The following is a 10,834-nucleotide window of genomic DNA, read 5'->3' on the forward strand; positions in this document are numbered from 1 at the left end:
ATGTACAAGCCCCTCTATTCATGCATTTTATTACTAGTTCTTTTACTCGCTTCCAGTAAGGTTTCGGGGGAGCCGGTTCGGTTTACGGAAGGTTCTGTTTTAATTAGCAAATACCTGGAAATCTATGAGGACAAAAGCAACAATCTTGGTATTGATCAGATCGTAAACGTCAAAGGTTTTCAGCAGAGCAAGCAAGAAACACCCAATATGGGTCTAAGCCAGTCTACTTTCTGGATCCGGTTTACGGTAGAGAATCACTCCAATAGATCCCTCATCTACCTCGAATTGGCACACCCCCTCATCAATTCATGTGAATTATATAAGATAAACGGCTCTACCATCCCCCGAGAGTCCATTAAGCAAACTGACGTTTTTACCAAACGTTCAGTACTTTACCAGAATATTGTATTAAATCTTAAGCTGGCCAGGGGATCCTCAACGCAATATTATCTTAAAATCAAAGGTTCGAATCAGGTTATCTTCCCGCTCATTCTGCGTGACCAGGAGAATTTTTCAGAATATTCACTGCTAAGTGAGTCGATCAATGGTTTTTTTGCGGGCATTATTCTGGTCATGGTGCTCTACAATCTATTTATCTATTTTTCGACCCGCGACAAAAGTTACCTATTTTACGTGCTCTACGTGCTCTCCGTCGGGTTAGCGCAAATCGCCCTTTCAGGCTATGGGTTTAAATACCTTTGGCCAAGTTTCCCGGGTTTTAATTCCGTATCTACCATTTGGTTTTCAGGCATAGCTGGCATCTTCGCTATGCTTTTTGTCAAAAATTTTCTGCAGCTCTCCGAGAGATGGCCATTCGGAATTCATATTCTGAATTTGAATATGATACTATACTCGTCCACATTTCTGTTGAACCTTGCCGGTTTTGAACTCCTTAGCTTCCGTGCGGTTGACATTGCCGGCGGAGTTGGCTCGCTAGGCCTGCTGATCATCGGAATCAAACTTTCCAATGAAGGTTATCGCCCTGCGAAGCTTTTCTTACTTGCCTGGACACTTTTTCTCTTTGGATTGGTGCTTATGGTTCTCCGGAATATAAACGTTCTACCTTACAACACCTTTACTACCTACACGATGCAGCTGGGCTCAATTCTCGAAGTCGTACTGCTTTCAATCGCCCTTGCAGATAAAATAAACATCTTCAAAAAAGAACGTGAAGAATCCCAGGAGGAAGCACTTAGGATTTCGAAGGAAAATGAAAGAATCATTCGTGAGCAAAATATATCACTGGAAGGGAAAGTGAGGGAGCGTACCACCACCTTGTTGAAAACAAACGAAGAATTAAACGACACGCTCAATCAACTGAGAGATGCGCAATCCCAACTGATCGAATCAGAGAAAATGGCCTCTCTCGGACAATTGACGGCGGGTATCGCGCATGAGATCAATAATCCCATCAACTTTGTAAGTTCAAACATCAAGCCGCTTAGAAGGGACATCGACGACCTGATACAAATACTGGACTCCTATGAGGATATTACTCAGACCAATTCCCTGGAGACTATGCAGGAAAAGCTGGTGAAGGCTGAAAGGCTAAAAGAGGATCTTGATCTGAATTACCTCAAAACGGAACTGGATATGCTCCTGAAGGGAATGGAGGACGGGGCCACCAGAACCGTTGAAATCGTAAAAGGTTTAAAGATTTTTTCACGCCTGGACGACACCGATCTGAACCAAATAAATATCAACGAAGGGCTGGAATCAACACTTGTTCTCTTAAACTATCAGTTGGGAAATGTGTCCGTTGTAAGGGATCTGGGAAACATTCCGAGTATTGAGGGTTACGGCGGGAAACTGAATCAAGTGTTCATGAACATACTTACAAACTCCATCTATGCGTTGAATAAAATGCCAAAAGGCGCAAAGCCACCGACAATCTGGGTTAAAACATATACGCTGGATGAACAAAATGTTATAATTTCACTGCGAGATAATGGAACTGGAATGGAGCCTGAGGTAAAGGCTAAAATATTCAATCCATTTTTTACGACCAAAGACGTAGGTGAGGGCACCGGGCTGGGACTTTCCATTGTATTTAAAATTATAGAAGTCCATCACGGAACTATTGAAGTGAATACGGAACTGGGCGTTGGAACAGAATTTTTAATTACACTTCCAATAAAAAGGTGAATAGCCTAACCCTGCACTATGACCGATAAGAAAGCCAAAATTCTGTACGTGGACGATGAAGAAAATAACTTAATCTCATTCAGAGCTTCATTCCGAAACTCGTATCAGATAAGCACAGCCATTTCGGTTGCTCAGGCTGAGGAGTTGTTATTAAAGGAAACGTTCCAGGTCATTTTAGCCGACCAGCGAATGCCGTTCATCACCGGCGTTCAGTTTTTTGAGCAAATTCGTGACAAGTACCCTGATCCGCTACGGATATTAATTACAGGATATACAGATATCAATGCGGCCATTGATGCAATTAACAAAGGTGAAGTTTTCAGGTTTCTGAACAAGCCGTGGGATCCCGATCTGGTGGAGCGTGTTATCAATCAGGCGATTGAGATTTATCGCACACGTACCGAATTGAGACAGAGAAACATAGAACTTGAAAAAGCGTACGAAGAGCTGGACAAATTTGTTTACAGTGCCTCGCATGATTTAAGGGCACCACTCATGTCTGTCTTAGGCATTACGAATCTTGCGTTGATGGAGACGGATGTACAGTCTCAGAACGAGTATCTTGAACTCATCCGTCAATCGGTCAAGAAACTGGACATTTTTATAATTAACATCATCGATTACTATAAAAATGCACGGGGCCAGGCTCAAATTAGCGAGATCGATTTTAACCAGCTGATAAATGAAGTATGCGTCTCCATTCAATTTCTGCCGGAGTATGGCAATATTAAGATACAATCAAGCGTCACACCCGGAGTCAGTTACAAGTCGGATCTGATCAAACTCAGAATCATTTTTAATAATCTCATCACCAATGCGGTTAAATTCCAGGACCGGTCAAAAAGTACTTCCTACCTCAATATTGTTGTTGAGATAGATAAAGAGGCGCTGAAAATAAGATTCGAAGACAACGGCATTGGCATTAAGGAAGACGATCTGGATCGGATTTTTAAAATGTTTTATCGGGCCGATGTGGTTAACAGCGGATCTGGAATTGGATTATACATTGTAAATGAAGCCGTTAAAAAACTTGAAGGGAATATTACGGTTACCTCGCAAGTTGGAGAGGGAAGTATTTTTGAGATAACCATTCCTTCTATTTAAAACTACAACGTTATGCCAGCCCCTTATCATTTCATCTTAATCGACGACAGCAATTTCGACTTATTCATTTACGAAAAATTGATAGTAAAAAGTGGAATTTCAGCTTCGATAAAACCTTTTAATTCAGCCCGCCTTGCCCTGGAATATATCATAAAGGAGGAATCTACACTTCCCAAATCTGTTGTACTGCTTGATCTTCAACTACCGGGAATGAATGGTTTTGAGTTTATAGAACAGTTCCATCTTGTATCTCAGGACCTGAAAGATAAGCTAAGTATTTTTATGCTTTCCTCTACCATTGATAACAATGATATTGAAAGAGCGCGTGTCAGTCCGTACATCATTGATTTGCTTTCCAAACCACTTGAAATGCCCTTGCTGCAAGCTAAACTTACTGAGATATGAGTAATACTTCATTCCGGATTTGAGTTATTTTTCCCGACACGATCCCTAAATTTCATCTGCAAATTATATCTGCCCATCATGCTACTTGCTCTGTTCAATATATTCAAAGGCCGCTTTTCAAAAGAAGCCATTAACGAAGCCAAATCCAATGACAACCGGATGTCGCGTCAGGAAGCGCTCCAGCAAATGCGAAACATTGCCAGCAAACGTGTAAAAAAGGCTAACTAACAGCCATCTTGTCCGTAATAGGCATTATTCCCGTGCTTGCGGAAATAATGCTTATCAATCAGGCTTTGTTTAATGGTTGGCGTGGCGGGATCAATCTGTAAAGTCAGAAACGCCATTTTGGCCATTTCCTCCAGCACCACCGCATTGTACACCGCCTTTGCCGGATCCTTACCCCAGGTGAAGGGCCCGTGACAGGCCACAAGAACCATTTCCACTTCTTCGGGACTGAGCAATTGCTTCCTAAAAAGGTCCAGTATCTGGTGCCCTGTTTCTAATTCATAGTTACCCTTTATCATTTCGTCGCTCATTACCTCAGTAACCGGCACCGCAGACACCATGTGATCCGCGTGGGTAGTTCCCATATTGGGTATTTCCCGCATGGCTTGTGCCCAGGCCACTGCATAAGTCGAATGGGTATGGCATACTCCGCCGATAGTGGGGAAATTTCGATATAAAACGATATGCGTTGCTGTGTCGGATGAGGGACGCATGACGCCTTCTATCACCGTATTATCCAGATCCAGTATGACAATATCATCTACTTTCAACCTGTGGTAGGGCACCCCACTGGGCTTGATGCCAACGACTCCCGCCTGGCGGTCAATACCGCTTACGTTTCCGAATGTCACGATAGCCAGAGATTCCCGGGTTATCTCCATGTTTGCCTCGTAAACCTGCTCTTTCAGATATGTGTATTTAGACATGAAATATGGTTAAAATCGTTACAGTTATGGCCAAGGGGTACGGAGCAGAGCTTTAAGGGTTAGCTGATGAAGGGTTAACCAGCCAAAGGTCAACACTCCATCCTCCTTCCTCCATTCTGGTTCCCCTATTTAAACCCCGCCTCGCTCCATCTCAGTTCATTTTTCAGCTGGCGTAAGTGGGTATTTTCATCAATGACAACCAATTCTGTACCCACCATTTCTGCGAAGGACTCCATGTGGTCAACAGTCAGATTTTGACTGTACACCGTGTGATGCGCTCCGCCTGCATAGATCCAGGCTGCACAGCCCGTCGGCATATCCGGCTCGGGCTTCCAGAGTACCCGCGCTACCGGTAGCCTCGGCAGGCTCTCCTCCGGCTCTACCGCCTGCACTTTATTCACTAAAATCCGAAATCGGTTACCCATATCTACCAGAGAAACGTTAATCGCCGGCCCTGAGGGTGCATTGAACACAAGACGGACAGGATCTTCTTTGCCTCCGATGCCCAGCGGGTGAATTTCACACGAGGGCTTACCGGAGGCAATACTCGGACAAATTTCCAGCATATGCGCCCCCAATACCAGATTGTTGGTAGGATTGAAATGATAAGTATAATCTTCCATAAATGAATTACCTCCGGATAGCCCTGCTCCCATTACCTTAAGAGCCCTGACCATTGCTGCGGTTTTCCAGTCGCCTTCACCCGCATATCCGTAACCGGCCTCCATCAGTCGCTGCGAACCGATTCCAGGCAATTGTTTCATCCCGTGAAGATCTTCGAACGTGTTGGTATAACCTTTAAAATTCCCGTCTTCCAAAAAGTACTTCATCCCCAGTTCAATGCGCGCCGCATCACAGAGGGAATTGTGGCGATCTGCATTCCTTCTCAGAGAATCCGTGAGCGTGTAAAGACGTTCGTAATCTTTGCATAGATCCGTTACTTCGGCATCAGTGACCTGATCGATCACTTTTACCAGATCGCCTACGGCATAGGTATTCACCGAAAAACCAAAGGCCATTTCCGCAGCCACCTTATCACCATCCGTCACGGCCACCTCCCGCATGTTGTCGCCAAATCTTACAAACCGGGCGCCAAACATATCATAGCGAGCAGCCGCAACCCGAGTCCAGTCCCCTACCGAGGCCGCAATATCTTGCTGCTGCCAGTGCCCAACAACTACTTTACGGTTCAGCCGCATACGGGTCATCATAAATCCAAACTCTCTGTCGCCATGGGCAGATTGGTTCAGGTTCATAAAATCCATGTCGATCGTGGACCAGGGAATATCCCTGTTGAATTGTGTGTGCAGATGAAGCAGGGGTTTTTGCAAAATATGCAATCCTCTTATCCACATTTTTGCAGGAGAAAATGTGTGCATCCAGGCGATGATACCAATACAATTTTTAGCCACGTTGGCCTCCTGAATGAGCTTATAGATCTCGTCGGAAGATTTTAAAACAGGCTTGAACACCACCCCTACCGGAATAGCCTGGGATTGATCAAAATGCTGGCTGATAATCAGTGAATGCTCGTCTACCTGACGCAGCGTGTCCTCTCCATACAAATCCTGGCTTCCCGTAACAAACCAGACTTCAAATTGCTTTAAATCCAACATGTACAAATAGTTAAATTATATTTTTTTGATTCCCGAGTACCTTGGCTGTTGTACGCGCAAAGCTGTCATCTCTGGTATTTGTTAAACTCCTTGTTCCACAAACGCACCCGTCTTTAAATATTTTTGATACAAAACCTGGTATATTTTTGCAATGTCCTCACGAGGGTGGTACACGGCGTCAAATCCCGAACTCATGGCCAACTGCGCTTCTGCCAGTGTTAGATTAATTCCCGCCGCCACCGAGGCAAACATGGCCGCACCCAGTGCGCAGGCTTGTTCCGAGGCAGCAACTCGGATGGGCATATTCAGTACATCAGAAAGCGTTTGCATCACAAATGGCGATTTTTTGGCTACCCCGCCTATGGCAATGACATCATGTATGGGCACACCTTCGCTCCGGAAACGTTCAATAATATTTTTTGATCCGAAAGCAGTAGCCTCGACCAGGGATTTGAATATTTTCGCTTCATCGCTGGCAAGATCCAAACCCATTAACGCGCCTTTCAAGGTATGATTGGCATCCGGAGTACGCCTCCCATTCATCCAGTCAATGGCGATAATGTCTTCCTCAGTTACCGGGATGGCCCCGGCACGCTCCGCCAAATGCGGTATGAGCTTTACTGCTAACTCCTTGGCCACTGGTTCCCCAAGCAATTCCCTGACCGGATTGGTAATGAGTCGGGCAAACCAGGCATAAATATCTCCGAAAGCCGATTGCCCTGCCTCCATGCCCAGCATTCCGGGCACGATTGACCCATCCACCTGACCGCAAATACCTTTAATCAATAAATGCGAAACCTCTTCATTCGGCGCCACAAGCATGTCACACGTGGAAGTGCCAATAACCTTGCAAAGTGAATAGGGTTCTATCAATGCGCCCACGGCACCCATATGTGCATCAAAAGCGCCCACGCCGATTATCACATCGTCGGGGATTCCAAGCCTGGCCGCCCAGCCCTTGGAAATCACCCCCATGGGAGCGTCCGATGTTTCGGTTGCGTAAAAAAGCTTACCTCTGAGTCCGGCAAGCAGTGGATCCAGTGCGGCAAAAAACGTCTCTGGTGGTAACCCGTCAAATTCTGGATGCCACAATGCTTTATGCCCCGCCGCACACCTCGACCTTTTGATGGTGAGCGGATCCGTATTTCCGGTCAGCTCAGCCGAAATCCAGTCGCAATGCTCCATCCATGAAAATGCGTGCTGTCTTACAGCTACATCAACCCGCAGAGTACGCAGTATTTTTGCCCAAAACCATTCAGAAGAATAAACCCCTCCGACATATTTGGTGTAATCCACAGGCCAGGTGCGGGCCAGCTTATTGATCTCATCTGCTTCCTGATTGGCGGTATGATCCTTCCATAGAATAAACATAGCATTTGGATTCTCAGCAAACTCCGGAAGCAGTGATAACGCCGTGCCATTCCGATCCACCGCCACAGGTGTAGATCCGGTCGTATCCACCGAGATACCTCTGACCCCTTTCCTTACCTCCTCCGGTGCCTGATCCAGGGCAGACAAAACCGCACTTTCAAGCCCCTCGATGTAGTCGAGCGGATGCTGGCGAAATTGAGAAACCGAGGCGTCGCAAAACTTTCCGGCCTTCCAGCGGGTATATTCATGAACGGCGGTTCCGGCCTGCTCCCCCGTTCTCGCATTAACTATGAGCGCACGAACCGAATCCGTGCCAAAATCAATGCCTATTACGTATTCATTTGCCATTTCAGGGTTGAGAATTTTATTGGGATAAAATCAAACTGTTTTACATTGATCCGATAACAAATATAAGGAAATTTATTTATAGTGTTATTCTGACACAATCTTTTACAACCGGAAATTGAAACATTCAGATGATAAAAATGTCAGATTTCGTTTTAATTCATCATGGAATCTGGCATAAAATTCCAGAATGAATGAAAATTCTCCTTGTATTTCCTTATGTCCAGCTTGTACAAGGTCGCCTTTCTGGTGGTGGAATAGGCATCCTTCAGGCCCGTGTCAATCAGTAAGCCGGTGGAAAGAAGTTTTCTGCTAAAATTTCTCCGGTCAATAGGCATGTTGTAAATCGCTTCATACAATTTCTGAAGCTGGGGAATCGTAAACCTTTCGGGCAACAGCTCGAACCCAATAGGATGTAAAGCCGCCTTGTAGCGAAGGTGTTCGATGGCCTGAATGACCATTTGATTATGATCAAAAATAAGTGACGGCCTTTTATCCAGGCCGATCCAGGAAGCATGATGTAACCTCATCGCCTCCTCATCATGATCTGCAATATTGATCAATGCAAAAAACACAACGGAAACGGTTCTTGCAACCGGATCTCTGTCGATATTGCCATAAACGCCTAGTTGCTCTACATAAATATTTTTCAATCCTGTAAGATCATAAAGTATGCGGGTGGCACCATCCTCCAGATTTTCCGCGGCGTCCAGAAATCCTCCCATCAGAGACCACTTCCCCCGCTCCGGCTCAAAATTTCGCTTGATAATCAGCAGATTGATTTCTTTTCCATCAAAGCCAAAGATGATACAATCAATTGCAAGGTGAATGTCTGATACCGGATAACTGGTCATTGAAAACTTTTTACGTAGGGCTGTAAGTTAAACATTTACGCAAATCTAGCGGACATATATTTTAATCAATAGATTCCCATACGCTATTAATCGGTGATGCCAGTTCACAATAGCCAGGCCCTAATCATTACCTGCCACTACATCACCCGAAGATCTGTTATATTTTTGTTATCAAAGTAAAAAAAAGCGGCGGATTACTTAATCTATAAATTCGGCATTAAGTCAAAAATTAGATTGAATTTTGTAAAAAAGTAGTCCAACTTTACAGGAAAAAGGATTCAGAAATAACTGTTATGACCGAAACCTATATCACTCTTTCTGACGAGCACATTTTGTCGATGATTTGTGATAATCATGATCAATCGGCATTTTCTGAGCTTTATGATCGTTACTTCCGCATATTATTTAATTACACTTACAGCAAGGTTAACGACGAGTTTACGGCACAGGAAATTGTTCAGGAACTGTTTGTGAGCATCTGGCAGCAGCGAAACCGGAGCATTGCCAACGGATGCCGTCCGTATCTTTTTTCGATGGCCAAAAATCTGATCATTTCTCATTATCGAAAAGAACTCACCCGTCAGCGGCACTACAATCAGTGGGAGGCGCATCATCTCCATTCCACGCTGGCCGCGGATCAGCAAACGCTCACCAGTGATCTTCAGGCGCACTACGAAGAGGGACTTCACCTGCTTCCTCCTAAATGCAAGGAAGTATTTATCCTGAGCAGACAAGGGCATTCCAACCGGGAAATCGCCTGTCAACTGGATATTTCGGAAAAAACCGTGGAACAGCATGTTACCAAGGCGCTTCGCGTTCTGAAGGAATATTTAAAGGAACATTTCGCCTACCTGTTTCTGCTACTACAGATTTTTTAAACTTTTTGAAGGCCCGACTAAGGGTTGACCCTTTGGCGTGCGACTTAGCATTTAAACACAAGCTAAGTTTATGCCCCCATCTGAAATATCCCCCTTCCTGCTCGACAAATACCTGCAAAATCAATGTACCGACTCCGAGAAGGAACTGGTTGAAGCCTGGTATGCCTCCATCACGACTTCGCAAAATTACCTTGACAAGCTTACGGAGGCGGAACGGCGTTTGCTAAAACAAGGGACTTTTGAAAGGATCCAGATGAAGATTACCTCCCAGGAATCAGTCCCTGCAAAAAAAATTCCCTGGGGCTGGATTTCTGGCATTGCCGCAACGATTATCCTGGCAGTTGGACTCTATTTCCAGCAATCGCCCTCCACTCCCCCAGAAGCTGCCAGTTTGGAAACACATGATGCTGCCGGGAGTCGTGCATTGCAGAATTTCACCAATCATGAGCCAAGGATTGTTATGCACACACTACCCGATGGCAGCACCGTGTGGATGCACACCGAAGCATCGATTTCGTATCCGCCACAATTTGATTCCGATAAACGCACGGTTGCTTTTACAGGAGAGGGATTTTTTGATATAAAAAAAGACAAAAATCGCCCATTTTCAATCGCAAGCGGTGAAATGGTGATCAAGGTTTTGGGAACGAGTTTCAATGTTCAGGCTTCTGCGGCTAAAAAAGTATTTCAGATCTCAGTGGTGACAGGAAGTGTGGAAGTGACCGCACCAAATGACAAGCTTGAAGACCAGTTGGTGGTATTAAAACCGCAACAACAGGCATTTTTCGAACCCGCATCAAAACGATTGAGAGTTAGCCTGATTCCGATTTCTGAAAAAAGGGAAATTTATCAACCTATCACGGTAACATTCCGGGAAACGCCGTTAAATCAGGTCATTGCACAGCTTCAAAAAAAGTTTAATACCGAGATCGTTCTGTCCAATCCCGAGATGGCCACTTGCCTGGTCAACGCTGATTTTGAACAACAGTCACTTCCCCTGATTATGGAAATGCTCTGCACATCACTCGAAGCCCGGTATACCATGACCGAAAAGACCATTCATCTCGATGGCATGCCGTGCGACTAACAGCTTCAATTTCAATACATCCGATGATTTTTTATTATTCTTTTCACCAAACCTTTAACAGCTGAATTATGAAAGAGTAAAAATCTACAAACAAAAA

The 10,834-nt window shown here is 44.8% G+C and carries 10 protein-coding genes; 6 read left to right on the forward strand and 4 right to left on the reverse strand.

What is annotated here, in order from left to right; all coding sequences use genetic code 11:
* From DYADSP32_RS10480 to DYADSP32_RS10495, 4 genes are all read left to right on the forward strand, one after another.
* Positions 1 to 2,145 (forward strand): 7TM diverse intracellular signaling domain-containing protein, encoded by a 2,145-nt coding sequence (locus DYADSP32_RS10480; RefSeq protein ID WP_149242781.1) that lies wholly within the window; start codon positions 1 to 3, stop codon positions 2,143 to 2,145.
* An 18-nt stretch (positions 2,146 to 2,163) separates the two neighbouring features.
* On the forward strand, positions 2,164 to 3,249 hold the full coding sequence (locus DYADSP32_RS10485) for a hybrid sensor histidine kinase/response regulator (protein WP_149242780.1): 1,086 nt from the start codon (positions 2,164 to 2,166) through the stop codon (positions 3,247 to 3,249).
* 12 nt (positions 3,250 to 3,261) lie between these two features.
* Positions 3,262 to 3,654: a response regulator gene (locus DYADSP32_RS10490; RefSeq protein ID WP_149242779.1), complete on the forward strand. Its 393-nt coding sequence runs from the start codon at positions 3,262 to 3,264 to the stop codon at positions 3,652 to 3,654.
* A gap of 78 nt (positions 3,655 to 3,732) precedes the next feature.
* A complete protein-coding gene (locus DYADSP32_RS10495) occupies positions 3,733 to 3,882 on the forward strand; it encodes a hypothetical protein (RefSeq protein WP_414617683.1) in 150 nt (49 codons plus the stop codon).
* Here DYADSP32_RS10495 and DYADSP32_RS10500 read toward each other — a convergent pair.
* From DYADSP32_RS10500 to DYADSP32_RS10515, 4 genes are all read right to left on the reverse strand, one after another.
* Entirely contained in the window at positions 3,879 to 4,586 is a 708-nt protein-coding gene (locus tag DYADSP32_RS10500; RefSeq protein ID WP_149242778.1) for an L-ribulose-5-phosphate 4-epimerase, read from the reverse strand. The genes DYADSP32_RS10495 and DYADSP32_RS10500 overlap by 4 nt on opposite strands.
* Positions 4,587 to 4,711: 125 nt before the next feature.
* Entirely contained in the window at positions 4,712 to 6,202 is a 1,491-nt protein-coding gene (gene araA / locus DYADSP32_RS10505; RefSeq protein ID WP_149242777.1) for an L-arabinose isomerase, read from the reverse strand.
* Positions 6,203 to 6,283: 81 nt separating this feature from the next.
* Entirely contained in the window at positions 6,284 to 7,921 is a 1,638-nt protein-coding gene (locus DYADSP32_RS10510; protein ID WP_149242776.1) for a ribulokinase, read from the reverse strand.
* A 152-nt stretch (positions 7,922 to 8,073) separates the two neighbouring features.
* Entirely contained in the window at positions 8,074 to 8,772 is a 699-nt protein-coding gene (locus tag DYADSP32_RS10515; protein ID WP_149242775.1) for an NUDIX hydrolase, read from the reverse strand.
* A 293-nt stretch (positions 8,773 to 9,065) separates the two neighbouring features.
* Between DYADSP32_RS10515 and DYADSP32_RS10520 the strand changes: the two genes are divergently transcribed.
* Positions 9,066 to 9,650, forward strand: a complete 585-nt coding sequence (locus DYADSP32_RS10520) for an RNA polymerase sigma-70 factor (protein ID WP_149242774.1) — start codon at positions 9,066 to 9,068, stop codon at positions 9,648 to 9,650.
* A gap of 70 nt (positions 9,651 to 9,720) precedes the next feature.
* The gene (locus DYADSP32_RS10525) at positions 9,721 to 10,737 is read left to right on the forward strand and encodes a FecR domain-containing protein (RefSeq protein ID WP_149242773.1); all 1,017 of its coding nucleotides are present in this window, start codon (positions 9,721 to 9,723) and stop codon (positions 10,735 to 10,737) included.
* Positions 10,738 to 10,834: the final 97 nt, after the last annotated feature.

The sequence above is a fragment of the Dyadobacter sp. 32 genome, from assembly GCF_902506755.1.
In the GTDB taxonomy this organism is placed as follows: Bacteria; Bacteroidota; Bacteroidia; order Cytophagales; family Spirosomataceae; genus Dyadobacter.